General features: G+C 40.0%; 17 protein-coding genes. 12 read left to right on the forward strand and 5 right to left on the reverse strand.

The features are described from left to right. Positions 1-567: 567 nt before the first annotated feature. Positions 568-1,098 carry a YfcE family phosphodiesterase gene (locus AC20MK_RS03345; protein WP_487356580.1) on the reverse strand — a complete coding sequence of 177 codons (531 nt, stop codon included), beginning with the start codon at positions 1,096-1,098 and terminating at the stop codon, positions 568-570. 66 nt (positions 1,099-1,164) lie between these two features. Between AC20MK_RS03345 and AC20MK_RS03350 the strand changes: the two genes are divergently transcribed. Next, a complete protein-coding gene (locus AC20MK_RS03350) occupies positions 1,165-1,422 on the forward strand; it encodes a hypothetical protein (RefSeq protein WP_487356581.1) in 258 nt (85 codons plus the stop codon). Between the two features lie 6 nt (positions 1,423-1,428). Here the strand turns inward: AC20MK_RS03350 and AC20MK_RS03355 are convergent, their stop codons facing one another. After that, positions 1,429-3,066, reverse strand: coding sequence for a PAS domain-containing sensor histidine kinase (locus AC20MK_RS03355; protein ID WP_487356582.1), 1,638 nt, complete (start codon positions 3,064-3,066; stop codon positions 1,429-1,431). A 478-nt stretch (positions 3,067-3,544) separates the two neighbouring features. On the opposite strand from AC20MK_RS03355, the gene AC20MK_RS03360 reads away from it, so the two are divergent. The 3 genes from AC20MK_RS03360 to AC20MK_RS03370 all read left to right on the forward strand — a co-directional run bounded on the left by AC20MK_RS03360 (position 3,545) and on the right by AC20MK_RS03370 (position 7,667). Beyond that, entirely contained in the window at positions 3,545-3,892 is a 348-nt protein-coding gene (locus AC20MK_RS03360; protein WP_487356583.1) for a MarR family transcriptional regulator, read from the forward strand. Next, positions 3,893-4,510, forward strand: a complete 618-nt coding sequence (locus tag AC20MK_RS03365; RefSeq protein WP_487356584.1) for a 4Fe-4S binding protein — start codon at positions 3,893-3,895, stop codon at positions 4,508-4,510. It begins immediately after the preceding gene. 109 nt (positions 4,511-4,619) lie between these two features. Then, positions 4,620-7,667 carry an FAD-binding and (Fe-S)-binding domain-containing protein gene (locus tag AC20MK_RS03370; RefSeq protein ID WP_487356585.1) on the forward strand — a complete coding sequence of 1,016 codons (3,048 nt, stop codon included), beginning with the start codon at positions 4,620-4,622 and terminating at the stop codon, positions 7,665-7,667. 203 nt (positions 7,668-7,870) lie between these two features. Here the strand turns inward: AC20MK_RS03370 and AC20MK_RS03375 are convergent, their stop codons facing one another. Then, a complete protein-coding gene (locus AC20MK_RS03375; protein WP_487356586.1) occupies positions 7,871-8,770 on the reverse strand; it encodes a DUF5655 domain-containing protein in 900 nt (299 codons plus the stop codon). A 333-nt stretch (positions 8,771-9,103) separates the two neighbouring features. Here AC20MK_RS03375 and AC20MK_RS03380 point away from each other — a divergent pair, with 333 nt between their 5' ends. Next, positions 9,104-10,930 (forward strand): ATP-dependent nuclease, encoded by a 1,827-nt coding sequence (locus tag AC20MK_RS03380; protein WP_487356587.1) that lies wholly within the window; start codon positions 9,104-9,106, stop codon positions 10,928-10,930. Positions 10,931-11,091: 161 nt separating this feature from the next. Here the strand turns inward: AC20MK_RS03380 and AC20MK_RS03385 are convergent, their stop codons facing one another. After that, a complete protein-coding gene (locus AC20MK_RS03385; RefSeq protein WP_487356588.1) occupies positions 11,092-11,478 on the reverse strand; it encodes a TfoX/Sxy family protein in 387 nt (128 codons plus the stop codon). A gap of 337 nt (positions 11,479-11,815) precedes the next feature. Here AC20MK_RS03385 and AC20MK_RS03390 point away from each other — a divergent pair, with 337 nt between their 5' ends. From AC20MK_RS03390 to AC20MK_RS03410, 5 genes are all read left to right on the forward strand, one after another. After that, on the forward strand, positions 11,816-12,445 hold the full coding sequence (locus AC20MK_RS03390) for an ABC transporter ATP-binding protein (RefSeq protein WP_487356589.1): 630 nt from the start codon (positions 11,816-11,818) through the stop codon (positions 12,443-12,445). Then, complete coding sequence (locus AC20MK_RS03395) at positions 12,446-13,243, forward strand: ABC transporter permease (RefSeq protein ID WP_487356590.1); 798 nt, start codon at positions 12,446-12,448, stop codon at positions 13,241-13,243. It abuts the gene before it with no gap. A 148-nt stretch (positions 13,244-13,391) separates the two neighbouring features. Then, on the forward strand, positions 13,392-13,886 hold the full coding sequence (locus AC20MK_RS03400; RefSeq protein ID WP_487356591.1) for a YbaY family lipoprotein: 495 nt from the start codon (positions 13,392-13,394) through the stop codon (positions 13,884-13,886). 34 nt (positions 13,887-13,920) lie between these two features. Further along, positions 13,921-14,250 (forward strand): hypothetical protein, encoded by a 330-nt coding sequence (locus AC20MK_RS03405; RefSeq protein ID WP_487356592.1) that lies wholly within the window; start codon positions 13,921-13,923, stop codon positions 14,248-14,250. 20 nt (positions 14,251-14,270) lie between these two features. Further along, complete coding sequence (locus AC20MK_RS03410; protein WP_487356593.1) at positions 14,271-15,782, forward strand: protease inhibitor I42 family protein; 1,512 nt, start codon at positions 14,271-14,273, stop codon at positions 15,780-15,782. 9 nt (positions 15,783-15,791) lie between these two features. On the opposite strand, the gene AC20MK_RS03415 is transcribed toward AC20MK_RS03410, so the two are convergent. Continuing rightward, positions 15,792-16,331, reverse strand: a complete 540-nt coding sequence (locus AC20MK_RS03415) for a M23 family metallopeptidase (RefSeq protein ID WP_487356594.1) — start codon at positions 16,329-16,331, stop codon at positions 15,792-15,794. Between the two features lie 189 nt (positions 16,332-16,520). Here AC20MK_RS03415 and AC20MK_RS03420 point away from each other — a divergent pair, with 189 nt between their 5' ends. Then, positions 16,521-17,336 (forward strand): UDP-2,3-diacylglucosamine diphosphatase, encoded by an 816-nt coding sequence (locus AC20MK_RS03420; protein ID WP_487356595.1) that lies wholly within the window; start codon positions 16,521-16,523, stop codon positions 17,334-17,336. A 190-nt stretch (positions 17,337-17,526) separates the two neighbouring features. Continuing rightward, the gene (locus tag AC20MK_RS03425) at positions 17,527-18,699 is read left to right on the forward strand and encodes a hypothetical protein (RefSeq protein WP_487356596.1); all 1,173 of its coding nucleotides are present in this window, start codon (positions 17,527-17,529) and stop codon (positions 18,697-18,699) included. Positions 18,700-18,727: the final 28 nt, after the last annotated feature.

The raw sequence follows: 18,727 nt of genomic DNA on the forward strand, positions 1-18,727 counted from the left end.
TCCAGAGAGGATGAATGGGGAATGTAAATCCCCTCCTCGATTAGTTACGAAGTAGAACCACCACTCCCACAGCGTTAGTGTTTCAGACCGTACCACCGGAGTCGTGAATGACACATGGTTCTTAATATATAATAATAAATTAATGGCATATTAACTTATCGAATATACTTCGAATGTTATTATACTCATTATTATGAAATAGGAATGAGATTCGGTGTTGCCCTCTTTCCCAGAAGCGTGAACGAAGCAAGACAGCTGGTATTGCTGAGAGCTATAAACATTTTACTTTTAATGCTCATGTGAAGGACTATAAAAAGGAAAGTTGAATTAAAAAAGTATTTGTATTCGGAAGTGACTTCCCCGATATGAGCAAGTCATCCCGTTTTACGACATTTGATGTTATTCTTCCTTGACTGCTGCTTTGATCTTTTTTTTGAGGTAATTGATTACAAATCAGCGTTGCCATATTTTTCTTTGCTGATGAGCTGTTTTGCCGAAACAAACATCCTGATCCAGAAAAACTGAAGTGATAGTATTGGAAAGGATAAAAGATAAGGAACTTTGAACTCACTTCCTCTCATACTCAAAATATTTACACAAATCCCCAACACATCTTATCACCCTCCCCTTTACCTTACCCTCAACTATGTCAAGCTCTATGGCGCTGGGTTCAGCAATTCCAGGTACGATCGCACTGCCCGGGGAGAGCAGAAGGACCTCATAATCCTCGATGATCGGATGGTGGAAATGCCCGAAGATCAGAACATCCACACCCATCTCTTTTGCCAGATAGCGCAGACCATCCGGGTTATCTGACGTAAGTTGACCTTTGTGAATGACCCCTACCTTGACACCCTCAACCTCAATGACCCGCCTTTCAGGCAAAAGTTCCATCAATTCAGGTACATCAGTATCTCCGTGGACTGCCACAAGTTCTCCTAAACCTGCCAATTCATTGTAACATTCCAGTGTCTCAAAATCCCCTGCATGGATCAATATATCACTGTTCTTGATAATTGTGACCAGATCATCCGGTAATAACTTCAGCAGTGACTGCCCGGCTTTAATATGAGTATCTGATAGAATGATTAGTTTCATGTGTTCCCCCCATTAACTTATTAAAATGTTACATTACTGGCATATAATGATTCCGATTTTCTGAGGATGATGATCATTGACATGCCTTATGTTGAATGGAAGATGATGGGATCCTTCAAAGGTACTCTCCATTACATGAAACAGAACGCAAAGAGTGATAAGCTATTTACTTTCAATAATAGTATGCTGGAGACTCTCATTGATGATGGTTTTGCCAAGGCAGTTGATGCTGCATTGTTTGAGAGGACGAAAAGGGGGAGTCCCTTTGATCAGGGACTAACAAAATACAAATGCTGTCTACTAAAGCATTTACATTCGAGATAAAATAGATCAAAAGGATTTGTTTTCAAAAGCTATTGGAATTTTAAATGTGAACGTGCTTCCTTTTCCAACTTCGCTATCAACCCATACTTTCCCACCGTGCATTTCAACAAACTTCTCGACAAGTGCAAGGCCAAGACCGGTGCCCTCATACTCTCTAGAATTTGAAGAATCCACCTGATAGAACGGGTTGAATAGTTTATTCTGATCATTTGGTGATATGCCGATACCACTGTCCTTCACAAAAACAGAAATTATCTCATCAGCTGTATCAATTCCCATTGTCACATATCCTCCTTTATCAGTGAACTTAATGGCATTGCTCAAGAGGTTGTAAAGTATCTGTTTGAATTTTACTGGATCTGCCACAATAATAGGATTTTCAATATTAATGCTATAATTTAGTTCAATCTCTTTCTTCATTGCAAGAGGCATCATTGTCTCTTTTATTTCATTGATGGCATCTTGAATCTCAAACTCTTCAAGGATAAGCTCCATCTTACCAGCTTCGATCTTTGAGAAATCCAAAAGATCATTGATCAGCTCCAAAAGATGCTTTCCACTTTTAAGAACATTGGATATGTATTTCTTCTGAGATTCATTTAAGGTACCAAAGTTCTCACTGATAAGTAGATCCGAGAAACCAATGATCGAAGTAAGGGGAGTTCGAAGTTCATGGCTCATATTTGAGATGAATTCGCTCTTGGTACGATTTGCATCTTCGGCAGTAAGTTTTGCTTGTAGTATTGCTTCCTGTGCTTTCTTGCGCTCGGTAATATTATCGAATGCTACCCCTACACAATTATTTGGTAAGGGAAAGACCTTGACTGAAAATGTATTCTCAATAACTCGTTCATCACCATAGTAAATATCTTCCAAGACCCTGGACTGACCAGTCCGAACAACTTCGGCATAGGTCTGTGGAATATCCTTCTCTCTGAGACCGGGAAAGATCTCATCTAAAGTCTTTCCAAGGATGACTTCATTGGGAACACCTGTAAAATCAGAAGCTGCTGGATTTGCAGATATCAGCCTGAGAGTTCTATCATCATCTGAGTTCTCTAAATGATATACATAAAGCCCTATTCGTACATTCTCGAAGATGTCTGCATACTGTTGAATGGCCTTTTCCGCTTTTACAGAAGCTTCTAGCACTTTTTTTTCAGCAATCTTCTGTTCTGTAATATCATCTGCAATGAGCAAGACCATTGATTCATTGTTTTGTTCTATCAAGATCGTTGAAATTATAAGATATAGTGTTGCAGACCGGCCATTGGTCATTATTTCCAATTCGCCTTCCTTTTTGTAAATGTTCTCACCGGTCTCAAAAGTGTGCATTACAGAGTTTCGCACAGTACATTCTGAGCATTCTCTGTTTTTTCCACACCCTTCTTCTTTTAACGAATTAATACATCCAAACAATTCGCCACCAAGGAGATCAACACTATCTTTTTTTTCTGTTCCTAATTTAATAGAAGCAGCACGATTGATGTTTTCAACTTTCCCGTCCGTATTGACAAGGATCATAGTTAATGGGATATGATCAAAAATAGAATTTAAGATGTTAGGATCCATAAAAGATTCAGCTGGAATTTTACAAGATTCGTCGACCTTGATATCATTCTGAATTATTTCACTTATAGCCATATTTCACTCACTTCATATTTCACACGGGACTGTTGAACATTTTAAATAACGTGTATCAACAATTTGTTGTACACCGTTATTATTAGTTAATAACTTTTGCGGCTACAATAATAAAAATTGAAATGTATCTGTAGCAATATATATGCATGTGCAAATATATCATATTATAGCATGGGGAAGTTTTTTTGAATCAACTATTATAAGATTCGTTTGTGCACAAATTTCACACCACACCGTAGTATTTTTCGACTTACCTATATCTCTTACTTGCTATTCAAGAGATGCGATTTGAACCCACAGATCCATTCAAGTCTTAACATTAACCTTCTCGTTTCACAATTCCATGATCTGAAAAACTGCCAAAACATCACAGTTATCCACGGTACTGCCAAAACCATCCTTCTTTTCTCAGTACTTAACCACGTTTATATACGGCTGTGAGAATGTAGCAGTACTGACAATTATTGGCGGTGATTCAATGATAGACTTCGCATGTAAAGAATTCAAGATAAAAGATGTGATAAAATGTGCTCTGAACCTTACACGGGCTGACATGAAAGTATTGGAGTACTTCTTTGAAGAACCCGATAATTGGAGCAAAACGGAACATATTGCAACTCTTGTGGAACTCGACCTTTCAACGGTACAGAGGTCTGTCAAGAAGTTGCATGAAAAAGGAATACTCACACGATCACAGAACAATCTCGACGGAGGCGGTTATTCATTCATCTACAAAATAAACAACAAAAAGGAGATCAAAGAACTGATAATGGGAATTGTCAGCAAATGGGCAGCAAAAGTGGAACAGGAACTGGAGGATTGGTAAATGCTTAAGATAACCCCATATCTTGGTCCATTGGTAGTGATCGTTTCCATTGCCGGTCTCTGGTATCCGATGCTTGGTTACTTCATGCTCCTTGTCATGGGCACATTGTTCATAAGCAGTGTCTTTAGAGGGCGCTGGTTCTGTGGGAATCTCTGTCCACGTGGAAGTTACTTCGATTACGGGATAATCAAGATCTCAAAGAAAAGGAAGATCCCCAAGGTCCTGTCAAGTATGTGGATCAGGATCCCGGTATTCACTCTCATGATGGCTTTCATGTTGTACCGTATCTCAGTAACGATTGCAGCACAGAATACCGTTGAACTTATTGGTATGATCTTTGTGTCAATATGTCTTGTGACGACCATCATTGGTACAATGCTTGGGGGCTACTTCAACACAAGGTCCTGGTGTAACTTCTGTCCAATGGGAACGATGCAGAGGTTTATCGGCGGTAAGAAATACCAGCTTAAGATGGACCATGGGTCATGTGTTGACTGCAAGAAATGTGAAAAGGTCTGCCCGATGGAACTTAAGGTCCGTGATATCGGAAACAATCCGGATTGCATCAAATGTGGACGGTGTGTTGACATTTGTCCCAAGGATTCACTGACATTTTAATTGGAGATGATCGGTTTCCAATTTCTTTTTTTAAAATTGGACCAGATCTCCATATCATGTTTAAAAACTTTATATTGAATGACTACCCAACCTATAAGGGGGAGAACGTATGGCAAGAAACACATCAGATCTGAATTCCTCTCTGCAGGAAGAAATTGCCGCCATATTTGGCGACCGTGTGAACTTAAGCAAAAGAGAAAGACACTTCTATTGTCACGATGTCGGTGCATTGCCGTCAATGGCAAAGATGATGTTAGGCAATACCGACCCTGCAGCGATTGTAAAATTGCGTACCGAGGATGATATTGTCAAACTGATGGAATTCGCACGAAAATATTCTATTCCCATTGTCCCCCGTGCAGGAGCATCATCCGGTTATGGTGGTGTCATTCCTACAAAAGGCGGTATCGTTGCAGACGTCAATCTGCTGAACGATATTATATCCATCGATACTGATAAAATGACGGTGACCGTTGGAGCAGGTATCGTTTGGGAACGTCTTGAAAGAAAGCTCAACAAAGAGGATCTCTCCGTATGTGCCATGCCTTCAAGTGCTCCGGCAGCAACGGTCGGTGGCTGGCTCGCACAGAATGGTATCGGTTATGGCAGCTATGAATATGGCTGGTCCCAGGACACAATGGTCTCTGCAAGGGCAGTGTTGCCAAACGGCGAGATAAGGGATTTCTCAGGCGATGAAATGGATGCCCTCATCGGAAGTATGGGTACTATTGGCATCATCACACAGATCACCCTTAATATAAGAAATAAAGAAGACACTGCTATAATCTCTGCGGAATTTGCTGACCCGGCTTCCATGCAGAAAGCTCTCCAGGCGGTAAAAGAAGCAAAAGTGCCACTGTGGTCTATCTCATTTATAAATCCCGATTGGGCAGGCATGAAGAATGAAATGCCTTTTTCTACCCATCATGGGGAACCGGTTGTCGAGGACAGGCCGGAATTGCCCAAGTCATATATTTGTAACTTCATTTATCCGCAGTCAAGGGATGTAAGTGCCCTTGAAAATATAATCACCAGCAGTGGCGGAAATATCCTCTCTGATGCCATCGCCAAACACGAGGCTGGCGAGTGGTTCCGTTCCATGAAGGTAAAGAGGCTCGGTCCTTCCTTCATTCCTGCAGAGATAATCGTGCCTCTGGACAAGGTAGGCAAAGTTGTCAGCGAGATCAAGCAGAAGATCGATCTGCCTGTGCTCATGGAAGGAATGGTGGCAAAGGACGGCAATGTCATACTGCTTTGTTTCATACCTCATTCTGAAAGGTCGTTCAAGTTCAACCTCGCCTTCACCTTGGGTATAAGCATCGTCAAGATCGCTGAAGAGAACGGCGGAAGGATATATGCTTCAGGGCTTTACTTTGCAAAAGAGGCAGAGAAGGTCTATGGTGATCGTCTTAAGAAGATGCTTGACCTTAAACAACAGGTCGATCCTGAAGACATAATGAACCCTGAGACAATTTCAGGTAAAGGCATTCTCAAGACCGGAATTTCCCTCTCAAAAGCATTCGAGCCGATGATGAGGTTCGTGGGTAATCGTAGCGGCATAGGGGTAGAGAAGTTCACTAAACAGAAGGATATCGAGGCAGACGTTGTTTCTCATGCATATACCTGTGCTCAATGTGGTTACTGTGTCGAGGAATGTGACCAGTACTACGGTCGTGGCTGGGAATCCCAGTCCCCCAGAGGCAAGTGGTTCTTCATAAAGGAATATCTTGCCGGCAGGGATAAGATGACACAGGAACAGGTGGACACGTTCCTTGCCTGTACCACCTGTGAGCTTTGTGACCACAGGTGCCAGCTCGATCTTCCAATAAATGATTCCTGGATGACATTGAGGAATGAACTGGTGGTGAACCGTGGCATGATGACCATCCCACCGTTCGAGATAATGGCTTCCAGCCTGCTCAAAGAGCGTAACATCTGGGGAGAATATCTCAAGAACAGGGAAGAATGGATCCCTGAGGACCTTAAACCAAAGATCAAGGACAAGGCAGAATACGCTTACTTCGCAGGATGTACTGCATCCTTTGTGGAGAAGGACATTGCAGAGGCTTCGGTCCGTCTGCTTACAGATGCAGGTCTGGAGATAACATATCTCGGCAAGGAAGAGTCCTGTTGTGGTATCCCGATGCTTGCAGCCGGTAAGTGGGATGTTTTCGAGAAGATCATGAGGATGAACATCGAGAACATGAAGAAGAAGGGTGTTAAGACCGTTATCACTTCATGTCCTGCATGCTGGTTGGTATGGGATACTTTCTATCGCCAGTGGGCGGAGAAGCTCGGTATCGAATACGACTTCGAGGCCAAACACTATTCACAGGTGTTGGAGGACAAGCTCGATGTGCTTTCTGAGAAGTTCGTCAAACCTCTCGACAAGGTCGTAACCATACACGATGCCTGTCACATGGGTCGTGCAGGCGGCATATACGAGCCTCCAAGGAACCTTATCAAGTCAGTGCCCGGCGTTGATTTCCGTGAAATGGAACATAACAGGGAGAACGGTCATTGCTGTGGCTCAGTACTCACACTGGTCGCTGATCCGGAAGTTGCGAATGTTATTGGTAACATGCGACTGAAGGAAGCCGAGGACATCGGTGCCGAGATCATGGTCGCAGCCTGTCCATGCTGTCAGGTACAGCTGAGGATAGCTGCCGAGAACAGTGGCAGTCCTGTGAACGTTCAGGACCTTTCGGCAACGGTTGCCCGTAGTCTTGGGTATGATATACCTGACACCACGAACGCTGCACTCACAGCCTGGGTAACTTTCGACCAGATGATCCATCTGCTAAAGCCTGAGAACATGACCGATCTCATGGTGGAGCTGCTTCCAGAGATGATGGCTGCAATGCCTGCTCCGCTGCGTGGTATGATGAAGATGGTAAAGTATGTACCAGGCATGGACCTCATGATGAAGCCAATGATGCCTATCATGATGCCAATGCTTCTGCCAGGCATAATGCCAAAGGTCATGCCGGAGATGCTCGAAGCTGTGGGAAGGCGTGTTCAGATGTCCGATGATCTGAGAGAACAGATGCCTGATCTCATGCCAGAGGCTATGGGGAACCTTATGCCGAACATGCTTCCACAGATCGTTCCACTGTTGACCCCGAAGATGATCAAGTATATTAAAGAGGAATACTGAGTATTTTTACTAATTTACTTATTTTTTGAGATGATTGGCATATCATCTCATCTCTTTTTCTTTTTTCACTCATGATTTTGCCTATATAGTAATATAGTTAATAGGAATTGATGGAAAGCAGATTATTTTCTTCAATTTTACAGAAAATATCTTCATATGGAATCATACACTACACCTACGAAATTTAGTGTTTTCTTCAGATGTTAATTATCCTCATAACTCTGGCGTATCAAACCTTCCGCTTTTTTCAAATCTTCATCAGATTTAATCCGTATCTCCAAATCCCCAGTTCCATAATGTCCTATATTCCTTACATCTCTTGTAAATTCTGATTCAATGGTAATGTCATCAGGATTAAATTTTACATATGCAAGGATACTTTTTGTTTGTGGATGCACTTCCACACATGCGAAGTTTTTCAGTCTTTTGAAAGCGATATAATGTTTGAGAATTTTAATTTGTACATCGTCACCCAGAGATTCAATGAACACCTTCAAATTGTCATACAGATTTTTCATATCTGCATCACATTGATTTAAGTATTCAGTAAATGATTTGGATGTGGATTTTACCTTTGATGTACTTGTGCCATTAGTTGTTCTTACCGTTTCGACGTATTGGGCTTCGGTTGCATTCACAAGTTCCAAAAGAAGAAGGCTGTCTTCATATTTCTGATAGCGAATGAGTTCGATATTTCGGTTTATCTGCTGAACTGCATGGACATCATACTTTGTGAAATCTCCTGCTATACAAAGTAAACGTGGGCTGCTCCATTCAATATTTTCAGCAACTTCCGACCCCAGTCTCTTCATCACATTTAGCTCAAACTCCGCTTTATGGTCAAGTAACCAATCCAGATAGAACAACCCTTGATTGATTACATTCTCATTCAAGGTTCTCTTATATTCGATGATAACAGGGCAACCATTTTCATCAATTCCAAGTGTATCAATACGACCTCTGTGAGTTTTACCAGTAGAATATTCACTTTCCAGGAATTTGATACTCAGCAATGGTTCAAGATTTCTTTCCATATAGGCTTGCAGAGATTTCTCTAGTGCTACTGATGAACCTTTTAATTCCTGAGCCTGTTCTCCATCCATTTTGAAAATTCGAGTGTCACCCATATTAGTACCATACCATTACATTTTGTGAGATTGATGTAGACTTGAATATACTATAATTATTTCATAGTAAGATAAAGCATTTTAAATAACATTGTATTACTTTAAATATTCAATTGAAATTATGTCAAATGTTTTATTTGTTGGTTTCTGAACCAACCTCACATAATGTAGCCAACTTGAAAAATTACGTACCAGTATAGTTTGAAGATATAATTACAAATATGGATCCTTGGATGAATACACCGAATTCAAAGTGTAATTTTGTTATTATATGTTAATTATAGGGTAAATCAATATGGGAGTATTTGCGTGTTATTAAAAAAGATTATCATTCAAAACTATAAGAGTATTGAGCATCTTGAACTTGATATCAATGAAATTTCTGGATGTAAACTACATACTTTTTTTGGGATTAACGAAGCTGGAAAAAGCAGCATACTTAAAGCAATATCTTTGTTATCAGAAAATAATACAGTCCAATATGACGAAGACTGTAATCTTAATGCACAAGATTATGGACATTCAATTATTTTGCGATATATTTTTGAAGTAACAAAAGAAGATAATCTTACTGCTAAACTAAAAAAGCTCAATGTGCCATTTGTTTTGCCAATTGAAGCGATGTCAGCATATGGTCCACTACATGTTGAAAAAACCATACAAATTAATGATAAATCACAAAGAGAAGAATTCTATAAAATTCTAGATACAGAAGTTTCACCTGCATTTTTAGGAACCAGTGACGATGGGCCATTAGTGATAATAGGTAAGGTAGCAGTTGCTACGGGTGAGCTATTAGCTAAGACTAATATTGGAAAAAGTATCAATTCTGAAGCAAAACCTCTTTTTGATGGCTTAATTCCAGAGGTAATATTTTGGAAAGCTTCTGAGGAATATTTAATTACAAAGCCTATTAATTTAGAAAATTTCAAACAAAATCATAATATCTCAATTCCACTAAAACATATTTTTGAGTTATGTGGCTACGATGATAATCAAATTACTATAAATGTGGAACGGATACAACAAAAATCGAATGTTAGAATGAAGTTTGAACAAAAATTGTCTAGAACAATAACAAATCACATAAATCGAATTTGGTCGGAACATGAAATTAATATTGGTGTGAGATTAGAAAACAACAACTTATGTGAAATTTATGTTGAAGATAAAGGTAACACAGATCAGAGATTTAACATGAAACAAAGAAGTGACGGATTTAAACAATTTATATCTATACTTCTGTCATTATCTGTCAAAAACGATACTAATCAATTAAAGAATAAAATAATTCTACTCGACGAACCTGAAGCCAGTTTGCATCCTGGTAGCATAAGATGTTTACGAGATGAACTCCTAAGAATTTCAAAGAACAATATTGTGTTAGCTTCATCTCATTCTATTTTTATGGTAGATAAGCAAAACTTGAACAGGCACTACACTGTTACGAAAGAAGACTCTCAGACTCTTGTTGAGCAAGTAAATCCTAATAATCCTATTCAAGATGAGGTAATTTACAATGCTCTTGGAACTTCAATTTATGAAATTATAAGGCCAAATATGCTTATTTTTGAGGGTAGGACAGACAAAGATATATTTGATAATTTTACCAAAAAATATGGACAGGAACTTGAACCAATTGATATCCAGACAATATCTGCTACAGGAACAAAACAAATTCCCAAATATGTAAAATTTTTCCACAGTTCGTTTGTGAAAGGGTTTGTAGTAGTAGACTCAGACCAAGATGGAAAGGCTGCTCTTAAAGAGATATTAAAACAAGATGAAGAATTTGAAAATAATATCTTTGAATTAAAACAACTTGTAGATATCCCACTAAAAATTGTTACCTTAGAAGACCTGCTCCCGGAACAAATAGCTCTTTCATGTGCAAATAAGTTACATGGAATTAACTTTGCCCCATCTGATGGTAGACCTATTTTAGATGTCATTAAGTCAACAAAAAAAGAGAATAATGTCCATGACGATGGAAAACTCGAAGAGCTAAAAAGATTAATTACTCATAAAGTTTTGGATGATATTCAAAACAAGACAACAAAAGAACTTAGATTGGAATATCCTTATTATGTTGAATTCCTCACAAGTTTACATAAGAGGATGAAAGGGGTTGCTTAAATTATTCGCCTCCCTTTCACTTATTCCTACAATGTTGGAGTGCTACTCAAGCTACACTTCTTACTTTTTCAACCCTGCTTCAGAAATTAGTATATCAAGGAAGATATGTAAGTAAAGTAAGAATCGATGAATAAAAAAGAATGGGGATGATGCAAATCGCATCAATCTTCTGTCTTTTTTGTTTTCTTTGAATCTTTTTCCTTTTTCTCCTTCTTTGGAAGAGAGCTCACATAAGCATAGGATATATCCAACCATTTCCTGAGCTCCATCTCATCATCGTAAACAGATGGCGGAAGGATCGCATATTCTCTCATTCGCCTGCCATTTGGTGTAAAAGGTGCTGCTTCATCGTGTTCAGCATACAATTTCTGCTGGTCCTCTTCTTTAAGGCGTAGCATTATGCCATCGCCATGAACACCTACGAACATGTTCCCCTTCACAAAATGAACTGGGCTGCCGAACATTTTCCTGAACTCAGCATCGTATTCGGCCACATATTCTCCGACCAGTTCCCCAAGTTCTTCAGAAGCTTTTTTCCATTTTGTCATACTAAAAACTATCTGGAAGATGTGATATATAGATAACGTCAGGAATGATTTGAATTTTATCTTATTATCTTTCATTTCTGTCGGATATATGTTGTGTAATTTGGAACAATTCGTGTTATTTTGACTTATCTTAAATAACACAAAATAAGAAATATGTATTAATTAATATGTAAAAAATATAATTTTTAAATAAATACTTTCATATAATATTTGTGTGGAATAGTATTCAAAATCCTTTACTAAAAGGGAGTTTCATATTATCCTTCGGGATAATAATGTTTTTCCTATAAATATATTCTCATAAACCTATTCCCCCTCGGAAGGAAGTCAATAGCTCATGAATTCGGAACTTTTGAAGTATAAGGATATCTCCATCAGTTATGGCGAGAAGCAAGTATTGTCTCACTTCAACCTTGACGTTAAGAAAGGAGATCGTATCCTGCTGAAAGGCAGGTCAGGCTCAGGCAAATCCACACTCTTGAAGATGCCAATGGGTTTTGCCCACCAAACAAGTGGAAACCTATATTTTAACAACAGATTGCTTGATGGCAATACTGTATGGGATGCCAGGAAAAGGATCGCTTATGTAGCTCAGGACCTTGATATCTATGAAGGATCAGTGAACGAATTCATCGAGGAGGTATTTTCCTATTCATCCAATGAAGGAAAACTGGACCTGATCAAGCTTAGAAGGCTTCTTGTATATCTGGGTTTTGAGAAAGACGTCCTTGATATGGATTTCGAAGACCTGTCCGGTGGCGAGAAGCAGAGGATAGGGATAATCATGTCAGTGCTCATAGGAAAGGACATCTATTTGCTCGACGAGATCACTTCATCCCTTGATGCTGCACTGAAGGAAAAGGTCGCCAATTATTTCCTGGAACGCAAGGATTGGACCCTGGTGATAATTTCCCATGATGATGTGTGGGAAAAGGAAAATGTCAGGGTCGTACCTGTGGGTGTTTGAATGGAAGCCTATGATATTAGCTATCTGTCTATTGTAGCATGTTTTCTTTTGCTTGCAATTCCGCTTTTTGTGAGTCACTACCTTAAACTTGGGATCATACGCGAAACTGTTGTTTCGGCTTCAAGGATGATACTGCAGCTTGTTTTCGTGGGATTTTTCCTGACAGTGCTATTTGATCTGAACAATTCCATTGTGAACCTTTTGTGGATACTGATAATGATCCTCATGGCGACACATGCTACGATAAACGATATCGGACTTGATATGAAGAAGTTGCTATTGCCGACAATGGCTTCATTTATAGTAGGGAATTTCCTGTTACTTCTCTACTTCAATAGATTCGTGGTGAACCTTGAGAACCTTTTCGATGCTCGATATTTGATACCCATATTCGGAATGTTCCTTGGAAATTCTCTTCGTGGCAATATTGTAAGTATCAGCAACTTTTATGATACTATCAGGAGGAATGAGAATCGTTATCTATACAGTTTGTCACTGGGTGCGAAGAAGTATGAGGCTATTCTTCCCTATGCCAGAAAAAGTCTCAATCTTGCACTGAAACCTTCGATCGCAAGCATGTCCACCATAGGCATAGTCTCATTGCCGGGAATGATGACAGGTCAGATCATTGCAGGTTCCAGCCCGATCCTTGCTATAAAATACCAGATGGCCATAATGGTCGTGATATATGTTTCCACGGTGATGACGGTCACCATCGGTATATTTATGACGACTCGTTCAAGCTTTGACGATTACGGCATCCTTAAAGAGGATATTTTCAAGTCAACAAATGATTGACATACTATTATTTGCATTTTCTTTTTTTGTTGAATTTCTTGTTTCCAAGACTACGAATTATTTTGTAGCTTAAATAAAGACTTTATATCCACGAGCTATTTGTTATATTATACATTCGTAAAATCGACACTTTAAGGAACTGATAATAATGAAAAACAAATATCTTACATTAGGATTGACATTATTGATCCTCATTACATCCGCTTTTGCAATGGGTTGCACGGACAATACTTCTGAATCCGGCATTGACGCTGAGGTGGATGATGGAGTGGGTGCTGGTGAATCAGTATTAGCAGAGGATGGTGTTCAGGGAAATATCATCTTTGACGAACCTGTGGAGTCCTTCTCTAATGCAACCATCTATCTGAAAGTAGAGGATGTAAGCCTCCAGGACGTAGCTTCTGTTACCATGTCCGAGGATTCCATTACTGGTGTATCCATGGATGCAGGTGATATTCAGCCAGTGCCATATCAGATAAACCATCCTGAACTAGAGGAAAGAATGACGTATTCCCTTTCAGTTCATGTGGATGTAGATGGTGATGGAAGACTCTCAAAGGGTGATTATTACAGTACCTGGCACAATCCTGTACCTACAGAACCAGGTATTCACGACCTTGATGTTCATGTGGAAATGATCTGATTATTGCGTCTAAAGAAAAAAGGGGACTATATTTATGGAATGTGCAGCAAATCCCGTGAACATTGATAAATTCCTGATCCTTCCAATTGCTGAAGGCTCAAGGACTGTAACTGAAGTACTTTCAAAAGAGGGTTCTTTCAAGATACTGGAAGTGCTTTCGGAAGATCCACTTTCTGTAAGGGAAATATCCCGAAAGACCGGTCTTCCGTCTGTGGATGTTGAAGATAAGATCATGGCCCTGGTAGAGTCCGATCTTGTGGAGAGAAAGAGCCGATCCTCTGGTCTAAATGGGGACGAAGATATCTACGGGCCTGCCAATAGGTTCGTTGTATTCTCTTCTGAAGACAATACTAATGTTGTATGAGATCAGCCCCTGGTGCAAATATGGTCACTAAAGACGTTGAAAATAAGAACAAGAATGAAACTGAAGATACAGATCAGGATAGTTCAGAGAATGTAGTTGTACTTCCGCTCAACGAAGATTCAAAGAAGATCACCCAGACGCTCTCCAATGAGAAGTCCCTGAAGATACTGGACCTTCTATCCGAAGAGCCTATGTCTGCAACGGATATCTCGAAAAAGCTCGGTCTTTCCATTACCACTATCAAGTACAACATCGACAGTTTGCTTGAAGCCGATCTTATTAAGGTACACAGGATCAAATGGAGTGCCAAGGGCCGTGAGGTCAAGCTCTATGAGCCTGTACAGAAATTGATCATTGTGGCTCCGGGGAACATGAATGTCAGCAGGGCTTCCATAATCAGTATGCTGCAACAGTATATCGGAGTTATAGGTGCTGCATTCCTTGGTGCTGCAGGCCTTCAGTACCTGTCAAGACCGGTTTCAATAGAGAATAGAGGTGCCTTCGAACCTGTAATGATGGATGTTGCCATGGAGTCTGAAGTTCTCCGCGATGCACCCATGGATATGGCTCCTTCAATTGCTGCTGATGAGGCAGTGGGAGAAGTTGCAAAGGCAGTTCCTGAAGCAGCTGCTCCTCAGATTATGGACAGTATACGTACGTTCTTTTCGAACCTTTCGGATAACATAGGTCTCTGGTTCTTCCTGGGATGTCTTTTTGCAGTCATGTTGATGATGTTAAAAGGACGCTATTATGACAATGCCAGCAGTTCCACAAAGAGGTCTGTAAAACGCTACCTACTACCGTTGATGCTTATTGGTGTGGTGATAGCTGCACTTTCTGTGGGGATGGCTCCGGCAGAAGATGGCCAATTCATTTTCCCGGAGATCGAGAAGATGCCAGCTGACCATGTGTTCACAGAAGAGGATAATGGCAGTGCAGTATCTGTTCAAGCCGGAAGTATTGTGCGCATCGACCTTGATGCACCTTCGGAAGGCTACTGGCATCTTTTAGGAAAAGATGACCTGTCAATTAAAGAAGAAGGCTATGGATATTCATCATCTTACAGTCCTGTGGCTGATGATTCAGTCTATGGATGGACCTTTGAAACTCCGTCCATTGGCGAGAAGTCCATTATGGTGGAATACAATTCCTGGATCGATCAGGAATCTGTTCCAAGCGACTTCGAGATGACCCTGGTAGTGGAAGGGGATAAGGAACTGTATCCGTCATTTATAGTGGATGGCTACTATTATGGTGATGCCATCGAACTTGCACAAGGCGAGTGGATGCTTATCAGACTGCACGAATCCACAGCTGATACATATGCCTGGAACATGACGTTAACGGATGGGCTACAGGTTAAAACGGATAAGTTCATCCCGCAATCAGAGGGGTCCCTTTATGGAATGCATGAGTGGGAGATCGAGGCAGTTGCAGCCGGAGAACAGAACATCTCTGCCATAAACATGCAGCTGGAGGGGAACCTTACAGGATATGAACAGACCTTTGACCTTACGGTCAGGGTCCTTTGATCCTTTGAGTTAACCTTCAATGGAGCTAAGGTATTCAGTGGGGTCAAGGAGCTTCCGAGGCCCTTTGTATCCAAACCAGTTGCCACCAAGATAATTGTTATCTTCAACAACAGGATCCTCTTCCCACATCTCAAAGTGGAGCATGCTGGGATTCTTCTTTTTTAGTTTTTGGATGTATTCAGGAGAATTTTTGTCTATCTTCTTGCTGTTAAGCACAGTCCTGACATGACCTATCAATTGACCGGCTTCAACAGTATCTCCGACTTTTACATTTGAGGAACCAAGCTCACCGTATTTGCAGAAAGGTCCTGAATGGTTCCTGATAATAATATAATATGTCTTATTCCAGTAAGGGATCATTTCAGGCGATGTCATGGTCCCAACGTCGGTGACTTCCCCGTTCTCAATGGCAATAACTGGGTCACCTTCAGGTGCATATAGGTCGATACCGCAATGTCGGCGGTCTTTCCTGTCTTCCCAGAATGATCCGCAATCTCCATTTTTCTGGAGGGTTTTGTCCTTTCTGTTAGGTAAGGGAAACTTTCTCATGTCTTTTTTATGATGAACAAATTTATGTACATTCCTATCAATTTCTGGCTGGACCTTGCTTTCCATTTTTCTTCAACCCCAACTCATTTTTATTACTTATTTCTCATTAAATAAATTTAAATATGTTGTTATCTCCTCTTTATATGGGAGTGGCATTAATCGCCAATATTATCTTATAAGGGGGGTAGTATGATGTCAATTGTTGTTGTATCTGATGTGCATCTTGGTATGAATGAAGCTAATGAGGAAAAGTTCATTGATTTTCTAAAAAGATTAGATTTTGGAAAGATAGACCATTTTGTTCTTCTTGGAGATATCATTGATATCTGGAGGCGTGATTTCACAAAGGCAGTTATTGAATGTTCCAGATCACTTACACTATTAAATGATCTGGCAAGTGAAACCAAAGTCCATTATGTAGTTGGGAATCATGACTATTATTTACTACGTCTTAGTGAACTTTTTGGGAAGAATTTTCCTTTTGAAGTCAAAAAATCAACCATAATTAAAAGTGGATCTCAAGAATTTTATTTTATGCATGGTTATCAGTTAGAAGTATTGTGTAACCCATACTACAAATCAATGAAAACCTACGAAACCTTCAGCGAACACATGTGCCTTGCAGGTGATGACACTGGTAATGCAGCTGAAGCTTTGTGGAAACTTCATCAATCAAATAAATCACTATGGGATACACTAAAAAGAATCCCGGAGAATCCTTATGCAGCACTTAAATCAATGATGGAACCGCCTGAGACAAGGATCAGAAACAGTCATAAACATAATATTGTTGAACCAATTGAAGAACTTGCAGAAGCAGATACAAAACATTTTCTGCTGGATATACGACCTGAACATTTCTTGGTCTATGGTCATACCCACTATCCATACATAAATAAAGACAAAAAAGTTGCAAACACAGGTAGCTGGGGTTTTGGTGATGAAAAGAAATTCTGGTACATGGAAATAGTTGATGGTAAGGTCGATCTAAAGGAATTTGATTGAGTATTTCATAAAAATATTTATTATATCTTGGAAGTGATCTTGACTATCAGTGATCGAAAGATCCAAATCAAATACTTCTTTCACTTTTATTTATGGATAAAGTGTAAACTCCTGATGTCTTTAGCATCGCATTAGATCGGGAATATTATTTACATCTCACAGACAATAAACTTATAGGGGGTTGATGCAAATGCTGTCAGGGAATCCAAAAAAAAAGAACCAGGCAAAAGGCGCTCCAAAAATGTCTGATGGTGTGACTCGTGCATTAGAGACTTTTCAAGGGGTCGAAAACCGAATTCTACGCAGGTTTCTATTTTTAATGCCTTGGTTCATTTTAGTTATTGTAGTGGTCAATCTACAAACCTATGGATTTACAGATATCCCAGTTGGGGTGGTAATGTGGACGACGGGGATGGTGGCTGCAGCTCTGAGCCTTTTTGCCTTGAATGTACTCATGGATCGAATCCGTGAGGCATTATGTGCTCTATGGTCCCGAAATATCATCGTTGAAAAGCCTACGATGTTCTTTGTTGATGCGAACATGACCGGAGAAGGCATCAATGTTACAAACGATTCACCAATCTCCAGCCAACTAGAAAATAAATATGTAAAGTATATTAATGATCTTGAAAGATCAATGAATCATCCCGGTCAATGGGTAACGGGGCTGTTTTTCAGCCTTCTTGTATTTACTTGGTGGATCATACGGGATATACATATCGGGCAGTTAATTCTGGAGTTATTTATAGCTATGATCATCGGACTTATGGCCTGGAGGATGGTCATTGTGTCTATAAATATCTGGCAGCTAGGAACTAAGTTCTGTTTAGAGCCTCAGTTAGGACATGCCGATAAATGTGGAGGGCTTGCCCCATTGGGCAATGTTTGCCTGTGGAATGCACTTATTGTCACAATACCGGCAATATACTTAGGTGGTTGGATCATCCTTGGGACTATCCTTGATTCATATCATCTATATGATCAATACTACTACCAAGCAAAGACCTATGCACCAATATTCTCTAAACTGCTATTGATACTTGTGCCATTTGCAGTTATAGGTTTCTTTTTGCCTTTGTGGAGCGTGCATCAGATAATGCTGACCTGGCGAGCAGGGGTAAAGCGACAGTTGGACCATCTTAGCCATTATATCCATCATCTGGATCATGACATCCTAGATCGATCAGATGCGCTGGAACCTCAGGAAGTCGATAAAATGGTAAAGAAACTGGAATTAATGGAACAAATATACCAACAGAACCGTCACACCCCTGTGTGGCCTTTTAACATAAAGATCCTGGTGAAATTTATTACTTCACAAATTGTGCCTACACTTGGTTTCATTTTAAGTTTACGATCTTAAAATAGACCTTTTGTATGGGTCAATGAAT

It is taken from the genome of Methanococcoides sp. DA23, assembly GCF_057593895.1.